The organism is Micromonospora sp. NPDC049374 (genome assembly GCF_040677165.1).
GTDB lineage: Bacteria > Actinomycetota > Actinomycetes > Mycobacteriales > Micromonosporaceae > Micromonospora.
The window spans coordinates 60231-78738 of record NZ_JBFAQH010000016.1 but is presented as its reverse complement, the minus strand read 5'-3'; the positions used below and the strand labels follow the sequence as shown (position 1 = coordinate 78738).

Annotated in this window: 19 protein-coding genes; 12 read left to right on the top strand and 7 right to left on the bottom strand. The window is 70.7% G+C overall.

Going from position 1 to position 18508, the window contains the following annotated elements:
- Positions 1-92: 92 nt before the first annotated feature.
- Complete coding sequence (locus AB0J93_RS24275; protein WP_363924670.1) at positions 93-1082, bottom strand: sigma-70 family RNA polymerase sigma factor; 990 nt, start codon at positions 1080-1082, stop codon at positions 93-95.
- Positions 1083-1856: 774 nt separating this feature from the next.
- Positions 1857-2771 (bottom strand): MurR/RpiR family transcriptional regulator, encoded by a 915-nt coding sequence (locus AB0J93_RS24270; RefSeq protein WP_363924620.1) that lies wholly within the window; start codon positions 2769-2771, stop codon positions 1857-1859.
- Positions 2772-2940: 169 nt separating this feature from the next.
- On the opposite strand from AB0J93_RS24270, the gene AB0J93_RS24265 reads away from it, so the two are divergent.
- Positions 2941-3636 carry an SDR family NAD(P)-dependent oxidoreductase gene (locus AB0J93_RS24265; protein WP_363924619.1) on the top strand — a complete coding sequence of 232 codons (696 nt, stop codon included), beginning with the start codon at positions 2941-2943 and terminating at the stop codon, positions 3634-3636.
- Here AB0J93_RS24265 and AB0J93_RS24260 read toward each other — a convergent pair.
- Complete coding sequence (locus AB0J93_RS24260; protein WP_363924669.1) at positions 3621-4322, bottom strand: dTMP kinase; 702 nt, start codon at positions 4320-4322, stop codon at positions 3621-3623. The genes AB0J93_RS24265 and AB0J93_RS24260 overlap by 16 nt on opposite strands.
- A gap of 176 nt (positions 4323-4498) precedes the next feature.
- Between AB0J93_RS24260 and AB0J93_RS24255 the strand changes: the two genes are divergently transcribed.
- Genes AB0J93_RS24255 through AB0J93_RS24240 form a run of 4 tightly spaced genes read left to right on the top strand, consistent with a single transcriptional unit; the run spans position 4499 to position 6276 of the window.
- Positions 4499-5083: a nucleotidyltransferase family protein gene (locus AB0J93_RS24255; RefSeq protein WP_363924618.1), complete on the top strand. Its 585-nt coding sequence runs from the start codon at positions 4499-4501 to the stop codon at positions 5081-5083.
- Positions 5080-5355, top strand: a complete 276-nt coding sequence (locus AB0J93_RS24250; protein WP_363924617.1) for a hypothetical protein — start codon at positions 5080-5082, stop codon at positions 5353-5355. Before AB0J93_RS24255 ends, AB0J93_RS24250 begins: the two co-directional genes overlap by 4 nt.
- A gap of 10 nt (positions 5356-5365) precedes the next feature.
- Positions 5366-6142: a metallophosphoesterase gene (locus AB0J93_RS24245; protein ID WP_363924616.1), complete on the top strand. Its 777-nt coding sequence runs from the start codon at positions 5366-5368 to the stop codon at positions 6140-6142.
- On the top strand, positions 6133-6276 hold the full coding sequence (locus AB0J93_RS24240; RefSeq protein WP_007464364.1) for a GPGG-motif small membrane protein: 144 nt from the start codon (positions 6133-6135) through the stop codon (positions 6274-6276). Before AB0J93_RS24245 ends, AB0J93_RS24240 begins: the two co-directional genes overlap by 10 nt.
- A 190-nt stretch (positions 6277-6466) precedes the next feature.
- Here the strand turns inward: AB0J93_RS24240 and AB0J93_RS24235 are convergent, their stop codons facing one another.
- The gene (locus AB0J93_RS24235) at positions 6467-6673 is read right to left on the bottom strand and encodes a hypothetical protein (protein ID WP_363924615.1); all 207 of its coding nucleotides are present in this window, start codon (positions 6671-6673) and stop codon (positions 6467-6469) included.
- Here AB0J93_RS24235 and AB0J93_RS24230 point away from each other — a divergent pair.
- From AB0J93_RS24230 to AB0J93_RS24200, 7 genes are all read left to right on the top strand, one after another.
- The gene (locus AB0J93_RS24230; RefSeq protein ID WP_363924668.1) at positions 6649-6888 is read left to right on the top strand and encodes a hypothetical protein; all 240 of its coding nucleotides are present in this window, start codon (positions 6649-6651) and stop codon (positions 6886-6888) included. The two genes, AB0J93_RS24235 and AB0J93_RS24230, sit on opposite strands and share 25 nt — an antisense overlap.
- Before the next feature lie 147 nt (positions 6889-7035).
- Positions 7036-7530: a TspO/MBR family protein gene (locus tag AB0J93_RS24225; RefSeq protein ID WP_363924614.1), complete on the top strand. Its 495-nt coding sequence runs from the start codon at positions 7036-7038 to the stop codon at positions 7528-7530.
- 340 nt (positions 7531-7870) lie between these two features.
- Complete coding sequence (locus AB0J93_RS24220) at positions 7871-9220, top strand: ABC transporter substrate-binding protein (protein ID WP_363924613.1); 1350 nt, start codon at positions 7871-7873, stop codon at positions 9218-9220.
- Between the two features lie 69 nt (positions 9221-9289).
- Positions 9290-10342 (top strand): sugar ABC transporter permease, encoded by a 1053-nt coding sequence (locus tag AB0J93_RS24215; RefSeq protein WP_363924612.1) that lies wholly within the window; start codon positions 9290-9292, stop codon positions 10340-10342.
- 1 nt (position 10343) lies between these two features.
- Positions 10344-11309: a carbohydrate ABC transporter permease gene (locus AB0J93_RS24210; RefSeq protein ID WP_363924611.1), complete on the top strand. Its 966-nt coding sequence runs from the start codon at positions 10344-10346 to the stop codon at positions 11307-11309.
- Between the two features lie 60 nt (positions 11310-11369).
- A complete protein-coding gene (locus AB0J93_RS24205) occupies positions 11370-12404 on the top strand; it encodes a LacI family DNA-binding transcriptional regulator (protein ID WP_363924610.1) in 1035 nt (344 codons plus the stop codon).
- Between the two features lie 61 nt (positions 12405-12465).
- Positions 12466-14109 (top strand): glycoside hydrolase family 13 protein, encoded by a 1644-nt coding sequence (locus tag AB0J93_RS24200; RefSeq protein ID WP_363924667.1) that lies wholly within the window; start codon positions 12466-12468, stop codon positions 14107-14109.
- 42 nt (positions 14110-14151) lie between these two features.
- On the opposite strand, the gene AB0J93_RS24195 is transcribed toward AB0J93_RS24200, so the two are convergent.
- From AB0J93_RS24195 to xylA, 3 genes are all read right to left on the bottom strand, one after another.
- Entirely contained in the window at positions 14152-15624 is a 1473-nt protein-coding gene (locus tag AB0J93_RS24195) for an MFS transporter (protein ID WP_363924609.1), read from the bottom strand.
- 191 nt (positions 15625-15815) lie between these two features.
- Positions 15816-17273 (bottom strand): xylulokinase, encoded by a 1458-nt coding sequence (gene xylB, locus AB0J93_RS24190; RefSeq protein WP_363924608.1) that lies wholly within the window; start codon positions 17271-17273, stop codon positions 15816-15818.
- Between the two features lie 10 nt (positions 17274-17283).
- A complete protein-coding gene (xylA, locus tag AB0J93_RS24185; RefSeq protein WP_363924607.1) occupies positions 17284-18471 on the bottom strand; it encodes a xylose isomerase in 1188 nt (395 codons plus the stop codon).
- Between the last annotated feature and the right edge of the window lie 37 nt (positions 18472-18508).

Sequence of the window (18508 nt, the reverse complement as noted above, 5' to 3'; positions counted from 1 at the left end):
CGTTTTCGGCGGCGGCGCAACCGACAACGAAGAACGGCGAACGGCCGGCGTCCGCTGTCGGACGCCGGCCGTTCGCCGTTGTTGTCGCCTGATCAGGCCGCTTGCAGGCCCTCTGCTCGGGCCAGTTCGCGGAGCCGGCCGAGCGCCTGGATCTCCAGCTGCCGGATCCGCTCCCGGGACAGGGAGAACCGCGACGCCACCTCGGTCAGCGAGTGCTCGCGGCCGTCCTCCAGCCCGTACCGGGCCCGCATGATGCCGGCCGAACGGTCGTCCAGGTGGTTGAGCAGCCCTTCGATTCGCTGCCGCTCCAACCCGGTGAGGACGATCTCCTCCGGGGAGGGTGCGTCGCTGTCGGCGACCAGGTCACCGAGGTTGGTGTCGCCGTCGTCGCCGACGGGCGTGTCCAGCGACACGGTGTCCTGCGACCAGCGGACCAGTTCGTTGACCCGCTCGACGGTCACCCCCAGCGCCGCCGCGATCTGCTCCGGCTCCGGGTCGCCGCCCAGCTCACGGGTGAGCTGCCGGGCCACGTTACGCATCCGGTTGACGTCCTCCACCAGGTGCACCGGCAGCCGCACGGTGCGCTCCTGCTGGGCGATCGCCCGGCTGATGGCCTGGCGGATCCACCACGTCGCATAGGTCGAGAACTTGTAGCCACGCTCGTAGTCGAACTTCTCGACCGCCCGGACCAGACCGGTGTTGCCCTCCTGGATGAGGTCCAACATGGGCATGCCGGAGCGGACGTAACGTCGGGCGATCGACACGACCAGTCGCAGGTTGGCGCGGATGAACAGGTCCTTGGCCCGCTCACCGTCGGCGACCAGCCGCTCCAGTTCCTCCCGGGTGACCCCGTCGGGGACGCGGTCCTCACCGAGCAGGTGCTCGGCGTACAGGCCGGCCTCGATGGCCTTGGAGAGGTCGACCTCCTTGGCGGCGTCCAGCAGCGGCGTCCGGGAGATCTCGTGCAGGTAGACTCCGACCAGGTCGCGCTCCTCGGCGACCTCGTCAGTTCGCATTCCGATGTTCTTGTCCACGGTGCCCACGGTCCCCTCGCTCGCGCCGGTTGCCCGGTTCCTTGCCATCCCCACGCCCATCAGCCCTCCCCCGTAACCTCCGCTGTGCCCATCGGTGCTGACATCTACACAACAGATGAGACGTGTCGGGGATTCCATGTCGTGGGTCGAAAGTGTCACGAATGCCTGATAATCCGCTGAGAGCAGCGTCCACGTTTGCTGTCAGCACCCTGCCTGACTGTCGTCGGCAGGCACCCCGTGAGGTCGACGGATCGACGGATCGCCGTCCGTCCCGGTCCATGGCAGCACTGCCCGGCCGATAGTCGCAGCGACCCGGGTCACCGCCGTGCTGCGATCCTGGTCACTGCCTGATACGCGTACGTGGACCGCTCGGTTCATCCACGCCGGTGGTAATACCCCACGCCCTGATGAACAATCCGCGCCCCGGTCCTATGCCCGCCACGGTCGGGCGCCTCGACTGGCTGTCCCGTTGCTGACGCGAGCCGGGGCACCGGCCGCGTACCTGATCAGGGCAGTGGGGACCGGCGACCATCTCCGGTCCGGTGTCCACCGGATGAAGGCGTCCACGGCCCGGCGGACCGACGTCTCCGGATTCGCGCGGAGCAGCGCACTCGCGGCACCGTTGGCCCGGGACGCGGCGACCGCACCGAGGACGTACGGGATGGGCCCGCGCACCGTGTCCCCCCGGGATCTACACGGTTGCCCGCCTCTGCGGCGTCCCGCGCCGCATCGTCCGCCCCGGCCCGTCCGGTCGGTACGCCGGCCCGGACGGGCCGGACGGCCGCCGTGGGTGGGGATGGTGCGGCGCATCGGCTTCGGCCGTCACACTCTCCTCCGGCGGGAGTCCACCCGGTGGGAACGGACCGCCTCGTCGGTCGCCTCCAGCGCCTTGCGGGTTCGAGGCCGGTTACGCAGGGCCACCCCGACGAAGAGGCAGTCGACCACGGTGAGCTGGGTCAGTCGGCTGGCCGTCGCGCCGGACCGGTAGGTGGTCTCGCGCGCGGCGGTGGTGAGGACGTGATCGGCGACCTCGGTGACCGGAGAGCGCGGAAAGTTGGTGAGCACCACCGTCGTGGCGCCCCCGGACCGGGCCTGCCCGAGCACCTCGATCACCTCCGAGGTGGTGCCGGTGTGTGAGATGCCGACGGCGACGTCGCCGCGGGCGAGCAGGGCGGCCGAGGTCAACGCGGTGTGCACGTCGGGGAAGTAGCAGGCGGTGCGGCCGATCCGGTGCAGCTTCTGCTGGAAGTCCGAGGCGACGAGGCCACTCGCACCGGCACCGTAGATGTCGATCCGGTCGGCCCCGACGATCGCGTCCACCACCCGCTCGCAGACCGCTGGGTCGAGCTGATCGGCAGTGTCCTCCACGGCACGGGCGTCGCTGAAGGCGATGGTCGCGATGATCTGGGCCAGGTCGGCGCCGGGCGGGATGTCTCCGCCGACCACCCGCGTGTCCGGCGGCTCGACGCGCCGGGCGGCCTCGGCGGCCAGCCGGAGCCGCAGTTGCGGGTAGCCGTCCATGCCGACCGAACGACAGAACCGGATCACCGTCGCCTCGGAGGTCTCGGCGGCGGTGGCGAGGTCGGTGATGGTCCGGCGGGCGGCGTCGGCCGGGTCGGCGACCACCAGCCGGGCGACCCGCTGCTCGGCCGGCGTCAGCGCCGGAAGCAGACCGCTGATGTGGACGACCAGCCCAGCGGGCCCGGGATTCGCGGAAACCTTCGGGCTCTTCGCCACCTTTGAAACTTACTTTCAGTAATCCGGGAGGGTCAACCGTGACGTGCACCGATGCGGCCGGCCCAGCCTGTCACCCGCCGCTGCCGAACCGCCTCCCCCGCCGGGCCGGGTCCATCCGGTCGGGTGGGGCTCCGCACCCGCCGATCGGGCACCGCACTAACCTCAGGTCATGGCGAATCGCAGTGTGTTGGTCACCGGGGCCACGGGCGGACTGGGCACGGCGGTCAGCGCCGCGTTCGTGGCCGCCGGGTGGCGGGTGGTCGCGCCCCAGCGTCGGCAACCGGACCCGGTGGGTGGACCCGAGGTCAACGCTCCCGTCCGGATCGTCGCGGACCTGACCGACCCGCAGGACGCCGCCCGGGTGGCCGAGGTGGCGGCCCGGGATCCCGAGGCGCCACTACGCGCCGTGGTCAACCTCGTCGGCGGGTACGCCAGCGGCGGTCTGTTGCACGAGACGCCGGTCGAGGACTTCGAACGGATGCTCACGCTCAACCTCCGCCCGACCCACCTGGTCACCCGGGCCGCGCTGCCGCACCTGGTCGCCGCCGGTGGTGGCGCGGTGGTCTGTGTCGCTGCCCGGGCGGCGGTCACGCCCTTCCCGGGAGTCGCCGGCTACGTCACCGCGAAGGCCGCCGTGCTCGGCTTCGCCGCCGCCGTGGCGGTGGAGTACAAGGCGGCCGGGGTCCGCTGCAACACGGTGCTGCCGAGTGTCATCGACACCCCGACGAACCGCGACTCGATGCCGGACGCCGACCACACCCGCTGGGTGGACCCGGCCGAGATCGCCTCGGTGATCCGCTTCCTCGCGTCGGACGAGTCGGCGCCCACCAGCGGCGCGGCCGTACCGGTCTACGGGCGGGCCTGAAGCGGAACCAGTTCCGTCACCGGCGCGGTGTCGGTCGGCTCGCCCGGGGCTGCCAGCCAGGCGTTCAGGTGCCCCCGGATCTCCCGGGCGATCTCCTCGGCCGGGAGATCGGCATTGACCGGCACGAACGTCGGGTACTCCGGCAGGGTGCGGTAGGCCAGGTCGGCGGCGGCCAGGAAGCCAAGGCTCTCGTGGTCGGTGCCCCGGCGCTCGATCCGCCGGTACGCCTCGGTCGGCTCGACGGTCAGCAGGAACGTCACCTGCGGTCGGGGGAAGAGTCGGTAGGCAGCCCGGACCAGCCGCTCCCAGCGATGCCCGCCATGTGCCCGCAGGCTCGCGTACTGGCAGGCCGCGTAGCGGTCCATCACGGCCACCCGCCCGTTGAACAGACCACCGAGCAGTGTCATCGCGATGGCCAGCCAGCGCAGCACGGACTCCATCAGGAGCATTCCGTCCCGTCCGAGGAGACTCTGGGCATCCGGCCGACCGAGTCGGTGTGCCGCCCGGCCGAGCCAGCGCCGCCCACCCGCGTTGCGGTGGTAGGTGGCCGGGAACCCGGCTGCGGTGAGCGCCTCGGCGAGCCGGTACGCCTGGGTGGTCTTGCCTGAGCCGTCGATGCCGATCAGAGCTACGGTGCGGAGCCGGCCCCGGGCACGGCGGACTCCCGTCGAAGCGGGCGCTCCCATCGATCTGGCCACCCTGGAAAGGCTATCCGACGGGTGCACGACGGGTGCACCATAGATCCGGTTTCAGACCTGTTCATCCCGTTGCACGTGCGGCGCAGGTGTGGACGACCGGAATGCCGGGTACCGATCGGAGATCCCACCGGTGGCACCCCCGACGAGGCGACGGGAGAGGCGAGATGGCCGAGCGCGACGACGAGACTCTCCTACACACCCTCAAGAAGGTCGCCGCCGTGTTCAAACAGTCCGAGATCCCATTCGCTCTCGGCGGCAGCTTCGCCGTGTACGCGCACGGAGGGCACTCCAGCGAGCACGACGTCGACTTCCTCATCCGCGAGTCCGACGTCGAAGCCGCGCTGGAGGCGCTGGGGCAGGCCGGCTTCACCGCCGAGCGGCCGCCAGAGGACTGGCTGGTCAAGGTCTACGACGGCGGCCGGATGGTGGACCTGATCCACCGCCCGATCGAGACGCCGGTGACCGAGGAGACCTTCGCCGACACGGTCGTGCGGCCGGTGGACGCCATCCACATGCCGGTGCTGTCGGCCACCCAACTGATGGTGCACAAACTGCTCAGCTTCTCCCAGCACTACTGCGATTTCGCCCGCGGGCTGCCGCTGGCGCGCTCGCTACGTGAGCAGATCGACTGGGAACGGGTACGCAAGGAGACGCAGCACTCGCCGTACGCCGAGTCGTTCCTGGTGCTGCTGGACAGGCTGGACGTCGTGCCGCACTCCGGCACGGCCGACGGGAAGGGGACAACGTGACCGCGCACCTCGACTCCGGCGCCGGTCCGCCCGACGAGTACGTCGAGGCGGAGATCCACCGGCTGCTCACCGAAGATCCGGCCGTCGCCGAACAGGGCATCACCGTGGTCCGCACCGAACGCGCTCTCGTGCTGCACGGCGAGGTCGAGAGCGCACACCGGCGGGAGGAGATCCTGCGCCGGGTGACCGATCGCTTCCCGGACGTCCCGATCACCAGTGACATCGGGGTGATCCGCGTACAGGCGCCCACGGAGATCGAGCAACTGCCCTGAGGGAGGTTCGATGGTTATCCGGATCGCCGCCGTGGGCGACGTGCATCTGGACGAAGACGTGGTCGGCCGGTTCCGGCCGACCCTGGAGCAACTGCCGGGCAGCGTCGACGCGCTGCTCCTCGCCGGCGACCTGACCCGGCACGGCACCGAGGCCGAGGCCCGCTGCGTCGCCCGGGAGTTCGGCGGCCTGGGTGTACCGGTGATCGCCGTGCTCGGCAACCACGATCATCAGTGCGACCAGGTGCCCCAGGTGGTCGGGGCGCTGGAGGAGGCGGGCATCACCGTACTGGAGGGCGACGGGGTGGTGCTGGACTGCCCGGGTGGCCGCCTCGGCGTCGCCGGGGTGAAGGGCTTCGGTGGCGGTTTCGCCGGCCGGTGCGCCAGCGACTTCGGCGAGCCGGAGATGAAGGCGTTCGTACGCACCACGACCGAGAGCGCCGACCGGTTGAGCGAGGCGCTGCGCTCGCTGGACTGCGACGTGCTGGTGGCACTCACCCACTACGCCCCGGTGCCGGACACCCTGGCCGGGGAGCCGTTGGAGATCTACCCGTTCCTCGGCTGCTACCAGCTGGGGCAGGCGGTCGACGCCGCGCCGACCGCGCTCGCCCTGCACGGGCACGCCCACCACGGTTCCGAGCGGGGCACCACCCCGGGAGGAGTACGCGTGCGCAACGTTGCCCACCCGGTGATCAAGCAGGCGTACAGCATCTTCCACCTGGGCGATCACCTTGATCAGGGCGAGGTTTCCGAAGTCGCCGCCGGGGGTATTCAGCAACCATGGAGCTGATTCTCTGGATTCTCGCAGTCGTACTGGTGGTCGCCGGCATCCTCGCGCTGTTCCGCCGGCAGATCCTCTGGGGCATCGTCCTCATCGTTGTCGGGCTGCTCGTCGGCCCGGGTGGGGTAAGCATCTTCAATTGACCTGGCGGCGCAGGGCGTCGCTCACCGGACCCGCCGGGGTCGTCGCGCCCGGTACTCCGTCCTCCCGACAGGAGCTACCGGACGCGGCGACCCCGGCGTGCTTGTCGTCAGTCGGTCGGGGGACCGTGCCCGCCCCTGGTCGCCGCTGACCCGCCCCGCAACAGCACGGCCTGGCACCCCGCCTGCGGCCTTACCAGGGCAGTTCCCCGGCCTCGTCCTGGAAGGTACCGGTCGGGCCGTCGACGCCGAGGGTCGCCAGTCGCACGACCGTTCTGGCGCTTTCCGCCGGAGGTCGTCCGCCGCCGACCGCCGCGGTCAGATCGGTGGCGGTGAAGCCCGGCTCGAGTGCGTTGAACCTGATGGCCGGCTGGGATTTGGCGTACTGGACCGTCAGCATGGTGGCCGCGCGGACAGCGTGGGACGACGATCCGGATCGACCATCCGCAGGTCGGCGAGCTGACCCTGAACCGAGAACGACTGGGCATCGGCGGGGCCGAGCACCTGATGCTCGTCGTGTACCACGCAGACGCCGAGTCAGACGACGCGGACAGGTTGGCCCTGCTTGCCTCGGCGGGCCTACCCACCACGCCCCGGGTCGACAGCTTCGGATAGATCAATAACCGACACGAGGGCGAGGGCGGCTTTCCCGAAGCGGTTGAGCCGGCCACTGGGCTGTCCGGGCCCACTGGAGGTGGCCCTGGGCCCGACGAGGACCGTCCGGAAGGTTTGCCGCCCCCGCTCAGCGGAGAACCACCGACCATGCGGACGAGTGCGGAACAGACCCGACGAAGCGGTGCCGGCCAGTGGTGGGCCCTCGCCGGGTTCGCGGTGGCCGTGCTGGCCGCCGCCGTAATCGGCAACCTGGCCGCGTCGGGCGCCGCCGACCAGTACGCGAACCTCGACCGGCCCGCGTGGTCGCCGCCGTCCTGGCTCTTCGGCCCGGTCTGGACCGTCCTCTACGTGGCGATCGCGGTCGCCGCCTGGCTGGTCTGGCGCCGGGTGGGCTTCGGTGCGGCCCTCGGCGCGTGGGCGGTCCAGCTCGTGCTCAACGCTGCCTGGACGCCGCTCTTCTTCGCCGGTGACCGGTATGGGCTGGCGTTCGCCGAAATCGTCCTGCTGTGGCTGGCGATCGGTGTGACCGTCCTGCTGTTCGCCCGGGCGAGTCGGGTGGCGGCGGCGCTGCTGCTGCCCTACTGGGCGTGGGTGACCTTCGCCGCGGCCCTCAACTACTCGATCTGGCAGCTGAACAGCTGACCGGCCCGGGCCCGACCTGGGCCGCGGTCGGGGACGGCGCCGGCGGTGCCGACCGGCCCGGCAGTGGCGCTCCACTGCCCGCCAGCCAACCTTCGCCGCGGTAAGCCTCCCCACGCCCCGTCGCGGTCGGCGGAAGTATCCGCTGATAGACGGGGCTCTTTCCAGCAGATGGGCGCGGATCCTCGGCTGCTTGCCAGGTTTCCGGATTGTTACTCGCTCGTGTCCCTCCAGGGGTGGACCCCGGGGAGATGCAAGCGCTTACATGTGAAAACGCCCATCGGACCGGCGCCAGGTCAACCGGATGCGATCCCGGCCGGCGCCGGACAGGAAGGAGGACGGCATGGCGGTCTCTGCCAGGCCACGCCAGGCTGTCGCGATCGTTGGCGCGATCGGACTGGCACTCAGCGCCACCGCTTGCGGCACCGGAAGCAGCAGCAACGGCGGGAGCAGCAACGCCGATTCCGCGGAGTGCGCCCCGTACGAGAGCTACCAGGGCCACGAAGGCAAGACGGTAAACATCTACTCGTCGATCCGGGACATCGAGGCCGACCGGCTGGCGGAGTCCTGGAAGCAGTTCGAGGACTGCACCGGCATCACGATCAATCACGAGGGAAGCGGCGAGTTCGAGGCCCAGCTCCCCGTACGGGTCGACGGCGGCAACGCCCCCGACCTGGCCTTCATCCCCCAGCCCGGCCTGCTCGCCCGGTTCGCCGAGCGCAACCAGCTGAAGCCGGCCAGCGCCGATACCAAGGCGATGGCCGAGCAGAACTACTCGCCGGACTGGCTGAAGTACAGCACCGTCAACGGCACCTTCTACGGCGCGCCGCTCGGGTCGAACGTGAAGTCGTTCGTCTGGTACTCGCCGAAGATGTTCCAGGAGAAGGGTTGGACCGTTCCGACCACCTGGGACCAGATGATCCAGCTCAGCGACACGATCGCCGAGAGCGACGTCAAGCCGTGGTGTGCCGGCATCGAGTCCGGTGACGCCACCGGCTGGCCGGCCACCGACTGGATCGAGGACGTAATGCTGCGGACGCAGACCCCCGAGGTCTACGACCAGTGGACCACGCACGAGATCCCCTTCAACGACCCGCGGGTCGCGGAGGCGCTGGACCGGGCCGGCACGATCCTGAAGAACGACAAGTACGTCAACGGTGGCTTCGGTGGGGTGCGCAGCATCGCCACCACCTCCTTCCAGGAGGCGGGCGTGCCGATCACGCAGGGCAAGTGCGCGCTGCACCGGCAGGCGTCCTTCTACGCCAACCAGTGGCCTGAGGGCACCCGGGTGGCCGAGGACGGCGACGTCTTCGCCTTCTACTTCCCGGCCATCGACCCGGCCAAGGGCAAGCCGGTGCTGGGTGGCGGCGAGTTCGTGACGGCCTTCGCTGACCGTCCCGAGGTGCAGGCGGTGCAGACGTACCTCGCCTCCGGCGAGTACGCCAACAGCCGCGCGAAGATCGGCGACTGGGTGTCCGCGAACAACAAGGTCGACCTGGCCAACGTCGCCAACCCGATCGACAAGCTGTCGGTGGAGATCCTCCAGGACGACAGCACGGTCTTCCGGTTCGACGGTTCCGACCTGATGCCCGCCGCCGTCGGCGCCGGGACCTTCTGGAAGGGCATGGTCGACTGGGTCAACGGGCGGGACACCGCCACCGTCCTCCAGGGCATCGAGAGCAGCTGGAAGTAATTCCGGTGGTGGGCCGGTCCGCATTCGCGGGCCGGCCCACCGGCTCTACCGAGGACCCGGGGAGGGTTGATGAACTTCGACTTTGCCGAGCAGACGCCCAAGTTGATGATGCTGCTGTGGGGGCTTGTCGCCTTCGCGGTGGTGGTGGGCGGCTTGCTCGTGCTGCTCGACGCGGTGCCGTCCTACTTCGCACGGCGACGTGAGGCGCAACTCGTGGCCGCGTCCGCAAGTGGGGCGCCGCTGCCCGGGCGGACCAAGTCCCGGGAGGGGCTGTTCGCCACGTTCTTCCTGTTGCCGACGGTACTGCTGCTGCTGATCGGCCTGGTCGTCCCGGCGATCCGGACCACGCTGCTGTCCTTCATGGACGGCGGCAGCCAGAACTTCGTGGGCCTGAACAACTACCGCTGGATGTTCGCCGACGACTCGATCGTGCGGGTGCTGCTCAACACCCTGGTCTGGGTCACCCTGGTTCCGCTTGTCGCGACCTCCATCGGCCTGATCTACGCGGTCATGGTCGACAAGGCCCGGCTGGAGGCGGTGGCGAAGTCGCTGATCTTCATGCCGATGGCGATCTCGTTCGTCGGCGCCAGCATCATCTGGAAGTTCGTGTACGCCTTCCGGGGCGAAGAGCAGGAACAGATCGGTCTGCTCAACCAGATCGTGGTCAGCCTCGGCGGCGAGCCCCGGCAGTGGCTGCTCGACTCGCCGCTGAACACGCTGCTGCTCATCGTGATCATGGTCTGGATCCAGGCCGGTTTCGCGATGGTGGTGCTGTCCGCGGCGATCAAGGCGATTCCGGCCGACATCGTCGAGGCCGCCCGGCTCGACGGGGTGAGCCCGTGGCAGATGTTCTGGCAGATCACCCTGCCCAGCATCCGGCCCGCGCTGATCGTGGTGGTGGTCACCATCTCGATCGCCACGCTGAAGGTCTTCGACATCGTCCGCACCTCGACCAACGGCAACTACGACACCAGCGTGATCGCCAACGAGATGTACAACCAGGCGTTCCGGTACGGCCAGAACGGCCAGGGCTCCGCGCTGGCGGTCTTCCTCTTCGTCCTGGTGATCCCCATCGTGATCTTCCAGATCCGCAACCTCCGCCAGCAGCGACGGGAGGGCTGAGATGACCACCACCACTCCCCCGGTCGCCTCCGGCGCACAGGACACCAGCGGGCGGCCGACGCCGGCGTCGCGGGTCCGCAAGCGACTCAACACCCACACCGCCACGCTTGTCGCCATCGTCATCGCGGTCGTCTGGACCATCCCCACCTTCGGCCTGTTCGTCTCCTCGTTCCGGCCGGAGAACCAGATCAAGACCACCGGCTGGTGGACCTTCTTCCGGGACCCGGAGTTCACCCTCCAGAACTACCAGGAGGTGCTGTTCGGGCAGTCCGCCTCGTCCGGGCAGCTCGCCAGCTACTTCATCAACTCGCTGGTGATCACCCTGCCGTCGGTACTGTTCCCGCTCGCGTTCGCGGCCATGGCCGCGTACGCGCTGGCCTGGATCAACTTCCGGGGCCGGGACTGGGTGTACATCGGCATCTTCGCGCTCCAGATCGTGCCGCTGCAGATGGCCCTGGTGCCGCTGCTGAGCTTCTTCTCGCGCGGAGTCAGCCTGGGCGGCATCACCCTGATGCCCGCCTGGAACCTCGACGGCGCGCAGAACTTCGCCCAGGTGTGGTTCGCGCACACCTGTTTCGCGCTGCCGTTCGCCGTGTACCTGCTACACAACTTCATCTCGCAACTGCCGAAGGATCTGATGGAGGCGGCCCGGGTCGACGGGGCCACGCACCCGAAGATCTTCCGCACCATCGTGCTGCCCCTGGTTGCCCCGGCGTTGGCCGCGTTCGGCATCTTCCAGTTCCTCTGGGTCTGGAACGACCTGCTGGTCGGGCTCATCTTCGCCGGCGGCAGCGACGTCACCGCGCCACTCACGGTCCGCCTCGCCGAGTTGGCCGGCACCCGTGGCAACGAGTGGCAACGGTTGACCGCCGGAGCGTTCGTCTCGATCGTCGTACCGCTGATCGTGTTCCTGTCGTTGCAGCGTTACTTCGTTCGTGGGCTGCTCGCCGGCAGCGTCAAGGGTTGATCCGTCGTGGTGCCGCCGCCACGGGCGGCGGCACCACGCGGGACGTGAGCGGGGTGTCACGTGACGAAGATCGACGATGTCGCCCGGCTGGCCGGCGTCTCCACGGCCACCGTCTCCCGGGCGTTGCGCGGGCTGCCGACGGTGTCGGCCGCGACCCGCAGCCGGGTGCTCGCCGCCGCTGAGCAGTTGCAGTACGCCGTGTCGCCCAGTGCGTCACGGCTGGCCGGCGGCCGGACCGGCACGGTGGCAGTGGTGGTCCCCCGGATCACCCGATGGTTCTTCGGCGTGGTCGTCGAGGCGGCCGAGGATTTCTTCCACCGGGCCGGATACGACCTGCTGCTGCACAACCTGGGTGGGCGGGAACAGAACCGACAGCGCGTCCTGCACGCCGCCCACCTGCACAAGCGAGTGGATGCGATCATGCTGGTCGCGACTCCGCTCCGGGCCACCGACGTGGCCGCGCTGGCGGCGCTGGACCTGCCCGGCGTCACCATCAGCTCCGGTACCACCGTGCCGGGCTGGCCCTGCGTACGCATCGACGACGTGGCGGCGGCGCGGACCGCCACCCGGCACCTGCTGGATCTGGGGCACCGCCGGATCGCGCACATCTCCGGTGATCCCGACGACGAACTCGCCTTCAGCGCCCATCTGGACCGGCGCCGGGGGCATCAGGAGGCGTTGCGCGCGGCCGGGTTGCAGCCGGACCCGAGCCTCGATGTGGAGTCCAGTTTCGACATCGCCGGCGGCACCCGGGCCACCGAGGAACTTCTCCGCAGAGGCGACCCGCCGACGGCCATCTTCGCCGCCTGCGACGAGATGGCGATGGGTGCGCTGACTGCGCTACGCGACGCCGGCCTGCGGGTTCCCCAGGACGTCAGCGTGATCGGCATCGACGACCACGCCCTCTCCGGCGTACTGGGGCTGAGCACAATCGCCCAGCCGGCCGTGGAGCAGGGCCGGTTGGCCGCGCAGTTGCTGCTCGACCCGCTCTGCGGACGGGCGGGCGACGCCAACATGATCAAACCGGATTCGTCGGTGATCCTGAACACTCGGCTGGTCGTGCGTGATTCGACCGCGCCCGCCCGGGCAAACTGAACGGCAGCCAGCACGCCGCCCAGGCCCGCCGGCCCGGACGGCTCGACCATGGGAGTACGCCCTGAACCACGACGCGACGCAGCAGACCCCACCGACCGGCTGGTGGACGGAGGCGGTGATCTACCAGATCTACCCCCGCTCGTTCGCCGACTCGGGTGGCGACGGCATCGGCGACCTGCCCGGGATCACCGCCCGCCTCGACCATTTGGCGGAGTTGGGCGTCGACGCGGTCTGGCTCTCCCCGTTCTATCCGTCGCCCCAGGCCGACGCCGGCTACGACGTGGCCGACTACCGGGACGTCGAGCCGCTGTTCGGCACGCTCGCCGACGCCGACGACCTGATCGCGAAGGCCCACGCCAACGGGCTGCGGGTGATCGTCGACCTGGTGCCCAATCACACCTCCTCGGCGCACGCCTGGTTCCAGGCCGCCCTGGCCGCCGGTGCCGGCAGCGCCGAGCGGGGGCGGTACATCTTCCGCGAGGGTCGCGGACCGGGCGGCGCCGAGCCGCCCAACGACTGGCTGAGCGTCTTCGGTGGCCCCGCCTGGACGCGGGTTCCGGACGGCCAGTGGTACCTGCACCTGTTCGACACCGCCCAGCCCGATCTGAACTGGGACAATCCCGACGTCCGCGCCGAGTTCCTGGACGTGCTGCGGTTCTGGTTGGACCGTGGCGTGGACGGCTTCCGGGTCGACGTGGCGCACGGTCTGGTCAAGCAGGCCGATCTGGCCGACTGGCAGGAACCGCAGGAGATCCTGTCCGGGCAGGAGGCGGACAAGCCCCGCCCGCCGATGTGGGACCAGGACGGCGTACACGAGGTCTACCGTGAGTGGCGGCGGCTGCTGGACGGCTACCCCGGTGAACGGATCCTGGTGGCCGAGGCCTGGGTGGAGCCGGCGGAGCGGTTGGCCCGCTACGTACGCCCCGACGAGATGCACCAGGCGTTCAACTTCGAGTACCTGCTCGCCGCGTGGACGGCCCCCGCCCAGTACGCGGTGATCACGCGATCGCTGGAGGCCACCGACACGGTCGGCGCGCCCACCACCTGGGTGCTCTCCAACCACGACGTGGTGCGGCACGCCTCCCGGCTCGGGCTGCCGATCGGTACGCCCCGACCGAACGGCATCGGTATCGGCGACGAGCAGCCGGACGCCGCCACCGGGCTGCGCCGGGCCCGGGCAGCCACCCTGCTGATGCTGGCCCTGCCCGGCTCGGCCTACCTCTACCAGGGTGAGGAGCTCGGTTTGCCGGAGCACACCACCCTGCCCGACGAAGCCCGGCAGGACCCGACCTGGGAACGCAGCGGGCACACCCAGCGGGGCCGCGACGGGTGCCGGGTGCCGATCCCGTGGGAGGCCGACGCGCCCTCGTACGGCTTCGGACCGACCGACGCGAGCTGGCTGCCGCAGCCGCCGGTCTGGGCCGAGTACGCGCTGGACCGTCAGCGTGGGGTGCCCGGCTCGACGTACGAGCTGTACCGGGAGGCGCTGCGGCTGCGCCGCGCGTACGGACTCGGTCGAGGCACCCTGGAGTGGCTCTCCTCCGCCGACGAGGTGTTGACCTTCCGCAATGGCGACCTGGTGGTGTCCACCAACTTCGGTCCCGCCGCCGCCCCGGTGCCCGAGGGCGAGGTGGTGCACAGCAGCGCCCCGCTGAACGAGGACGGTTCGCTGCCCACCGACGTCACCGCCTGGGTCAAGGTGTAAGGGAAGGCGAATCCTGGTCGGTGACCGCCCGCATGAGGGTGGTCACCGACCAGAGTCCATGTCCCTCGATTGAGCGGGTGGCGGGTCTGGGGACGGTTGCGCGGCGCGAGTGTGGAGTAGGTCGCGGAGGTCGGTGATGTCCTTGGGTGAGGTGCGGGCGGCGAGCCAGTACATGATGCCGGTGGGGATGAAGAAGAGCTGGAAGACAGCCAGCCCGACGGCGTAGTTCAGCGGCGGCGGGAAGGCCAGCCGCAGCCCGTTGAAGGCCACCCCGACCAGGCCGTTGCCGGCCGCCCGCCCCACCCCGTTGACCAGGTTGCCGAGGCTGTAGACGGTGCCCCGATGCTCCGGCGGGTTCACGTCGGCGATCAACGCGAACCAGTTGGGCGAGTTCGCCGAGGTCAGCGCCAGGGCCAGCAGGGCGGCGAGCAGGCTCAACCCGACCGTCGGCTCGCTGACCACGCTGCCCAGCACCGCACCGACCACCGCGCCGGTGCCGGCGCCGTCGGGCACGTCGATGCGCATCGGCACGAAGAACAGCACCAGATAGAACGGAAGCGCGGCGAAGATGCCGACGGAGGCGACCATCGCCCGGCCGGAGGGTGTACGCCGTTGCAGGGCGTCACCGATCAGCCCGCCGACGATGGAGAACACCCCGCCGAGTTGGAACAGGGCGGCGAAGACACTGCCCACCATGATGGCGGTCGCCGCGGTGTATCCCTGGTCCTCGGCCCGCTCTCGGAAGAGCACCGGCAGCCAGACCAGCGAACCGAAGGCGGCCTGTGCGGTGAGTCCCTGGAGGATCAGCCACCGGTTGGTCCGCCGGCCCAGGATGATGGGCAGGTCGGCCCGGCTGATCCGGTAGTCGTAGTCGCCGCCGGCGGCGAGCGCACCGGCCAGGGCCGGCTCGCTCTGGCCGCGCCGGATGTCGTACGTGAACAGGTAGGCCGCCATGGCGACCAGACCGACCACGGTGAGCACCAGGAACGGCCGACGCCAGTCGGCCGCGCCGAGCAGCCCTCCGACGAGGCCGCCGGCCACGGTGCCGATGCCCTGGGAGAGCCCCCAGAAGCTCATCACCAGGCCCCGACGGCGAGGCGTGATGAGGTCGGTGACCACCGAGAAGCCGACCGACCCGACCGCGCCGAGGCCCACCGCGGCGAGCAGTTGCGCGGCGAGGAAAGTGGGATAGTTCCCGGCCAGCCCGCTGCCGCCGGTGCCGGCCGCCCAGATCAGCGTGCCGATCATCAGTAACGGCTTGCGGTCGCTGCGGTCGCCGAAGTACGCCCAACCGACCGCCGCCACCGCGCTGACCAGGAAACTGATCGCGGTGACCAGGCCCAGCATCCGTTGTGGCACGTCGAAGGACTCGGCGATCGCGCCGTACAGCGGTGGCACCAGGCCGATCGCCACGTTGTCCAGGGAGGCGAGCAGCACGAAGACCACGACGCTGTAGTACCGGTGGGTCGCGCCGCCGCCCCACACCGGCCTGGGCCGGCCCGTGGTCAAGGTCATGTGGGCAGCCAACCAGGGCGGGATAACGAGCCGGTCACCGGGTCACGTCCGCGGCCCGGCCACCACTCCGAGCCGCGCGAAGGCCCGAACCGCGCGCAGATCCGAGCCGCGGGCGTGCTGGATTCGTGCTCGCTCCCGGATCGGGTGGCATCCGCCCGACGACGGGGCACCCGATCCGGGAGCGAGCGTGGTCAGCTCCGGGACAACCGGTCCAGATGGCGTTCCCGGGCCTGCGCGTAGCGCTCCCGGATGCCGGGCACCGGTTCGGCGGCGTACTCCTCAGTGCCGGACGGTGTCCAGGACGGCGGCTCCCCCGTGCCCAGAGCCAACCACGCGGCCTGCCGGGCGGCACCGTCGGCGACATACTCACCGGGCGGTGGGACGACCACCGGGCAGCCGAAGACCTGCGCCGCGATGCGACGCACCGCCGCCGAGCGGGCACCGCCGCCGACCAGGATCACCCGGCGTACGGTCGCGCCGTGGGCGGCGAGCGCGTCGAGACCGTCGGCGAGGGCGCAGAGCATCCCCTCCACGGCGGCCCGGGCCAGGTGCGCCGGGGTCGAGGTGCGCAGGGTCAGCCCGTGCACCGCCCCGGTGGCGTCCGGCCGGTTCGGAGTGCGCTCACCCTCCAGGTACGGCACCATGACCAGCCCGTCCGCGCCGGGTGGCGCGGACAGCGCCAGGTCGGCCAACTCGTCCAGACCCACCCGCAGCATCGCCGCGGCGGCGTCCAGCACCCGGGCCGCGTTCAGCGTGCAGACCAGCGGCAGGAACCGGCCGGTCACATCGGCGAAGCCGGCGACGATACCGCTCGGGTCGGCCGCCGGGGTGTCCGCGATGCTGAAGACCGTGCCCGAGGTACCGATCGACACCACCACGTCGCCGGGGCGCGCACCGACGCCGAAGCCGGCGGCGGCGTTGTCGCCCGCGCCGGGCCCGAGCAGCGCCCCGCCGGAGTCCGCAGCGGCCCCGGCACCGGACAGCGCCGCCGGAGCCAACCGGCCAGCGGCCTCGGCCGGGCCGAGCACCGTCGGCACCCGCACCGCCCGGCCGAGCGCCCGCTCCAGCAGGTCCGGCCGGTACTCGCCGGTGGCCGGGGACCAGTAGCCAGTGCCGCTGGCGTCGCTGCGGTCGGTGCGCAGCGCGTCCAGCCCGGGAGCGCCGGCCAGCCGCCAGGTCAGCCAGTCGTGCGGCAGGCAGACCGCCGCCACCCGGTCGGCGTTCGCCGGCTCGTTGCGGGCCAGCCAGCGCAGCTTGGTGACGGTGAAGCTGGCCACCGGCACGCTGCCCACCGCGTCGGCCCAGAACCGGCGCCCGGCCTGCCCCTCGCCCGCCTCCTGGATCAGCTCGGCCGCCGCACCGGCGGACCGGGTGTCGTTCCACAGCAGCGCCGGCCGGACCACCTCCCCGGCCTCGCCGAGGCAGACCATGCCGTGCTGCTGGCCCGCTACGGAGACCGCGGCGACGTCGGTCAGCCCACCGGCGGCGTCGATCGCCGTCTGGAGGGCCGACCACCAGGCTGAGGGGTCGACCTCGGTGCCGTCCGGGTGCGGTGCCCGGCCCTGCCGGACCAGGGCACCGGTCTCCGCGTCCCGGACGACCACCTTGCAGGACTGGGTGGAGGAGTCCACCCCGGCGACGAGCGGCATGTCGACCGCCTCAGCGCGCGCCGAGCAGGTGCTCGACGGCGAGCTGGTTCAACCGGACGAAGCCGAAGCCCTTGGCGGCCACCGCGTCGACGTCGAACTCCTCGAACGCGCTGGTGTCGGCGAGCAGCTCGGCGTAGCCCTCGCCGTCGCCGAGGGTCGGCACGCCCAGTTCGGCGACCTTGCTCGCGGCGAGCGCCTCGGCCACCTCCGGGTCGGCCCGGAACGCCGCCACCCGCTCCTTGAGCAGCAGGTAGGTGCTCATGTTCGCGGCTGCCGAGGCCCAGACCCCGGCGATGTCCTCGGTGCGGGAGGGCTTGTAGTCGAAGTGGCGGGGGCCGTCGTAGCCGGGGCCGCCGGCGGTGCCACCGTTCTCCAGCAGGTCGACCAGGGCAAACGCGTTGAGCAGGTCGCCGTGCCCGAAGACCAGGTCCTGGTCGTACTTGACGCCACGCTGACCGTTGAGGTCGATGTGGAACAGCTTGCCCTGCCAGAGCGCCTGGGCGATGCCGTGGACGAAGTTCAGCCCGGCCATCTGCTCGTGGCCGACCTCCGGGTTCAGCCCGACCCGCTCCGGGTGGGCGAGGGTGGAGATGAACGCCAGGGCGTGCCCGACGGTGGGCAGCAGGATGTCACCGCGCGGCTCGTTCGGCTTCGGCTCCAACGCGAAGCGCAGGTCGTAGCCGCGGTCGATGACGTACTGGCAGAGCAGGTCGACCGCCTCGCGGTAGCGCTCCAGCGCGGCCTGGACGTCCTTGGCGACGTCGTACTCGCCGCCTTCCCGGCCGCCCCACATGACGAAGGTCTTCGCGCCCAGCTCGGCGGCGAGGTCGATGTTGCGCAGCACCTTGCGCAGCGCGTACCGCCGGACGTCGCGGTCGTTGCTGGTGAAGCCGCCGTCCTTGAAGATCGGCTGCTGGAACAGGTCGGTGGTGACCATCGGCACCACCAGGCCGGTCTCGTCGAGCGCCTTGCGGAACCGGGCGATCTGGGCGTCCCGGGTGGCGGCGTCCGCGCCGAACGGCACCAGGTCGTCGTCGTGGAAGGTGACGCCGTACGCGCCCAGTTCGGCGAGTCGGTGCACCGACTCCACCGGGTCCAGCGCGTCTCGGGTGGCGTGGCCGAACGGGTCTCGGCCCTGCCAGCCGACCGTCCAGAGCCCGAAGGAGAACTTGTCGGCAGGGGTGGGACGGGGTGCCATGGCAGACCTCCGGTCGTGTCATCCGCTATTTGTTCAG